This is a genomic window from Jeotgalibacillus sp. ET6, from assembly GCF_029667115.1.
Lineage (GTDB): Bacteria > Bacillota > Bacilli > Bacillales > Jeotgalibacillaceae > Jeotgalibacillus.
The window spans coordinates 1-250 of the sequence record NZ_JARUIU010000189.1; the positions used below are offsets into that span (position 1 = coordinate 1).

At 41.2% G+C, this 250-nt stretch carries 1 protein-coding gene; it reads right to left on the reverse strand.

What is annotated here, in order from left to right; genetic code table 11:
• Window positions 1-4: 4 nt before the first annotated feature.
• Window positions 5-250: hypothetical protein (locus P6709_RS20145; RefSeq protein ID WP_278242667.1), on the reverse strand; the 246-nt coding region annotated here is incomplete at its 5' end.

Sequence of the window (250 nt, forward strand, 5' to 3'; positions counted from 1 at the left end):
CAGGTTATCCTCTCCTATCGAGAGTATCGAGAGAGTTTGCTTTTCCATTTAAGCTGTCCTTTTCTTCATATTGCAGTTTATTATTTACATAAACTTTCACATCATTAGTAGGTACAAGCGGATTTGTAGGGCAGATCATGACGTTTTGAACGCTTTGTCCCACTTTATTGTAGGCTTCGATCGAATTTTGCGGCGGAACTCCCGGCATAATGGTGAGAGTTTTGGACCTTGCAGAAAGTTTCGCTTTTGC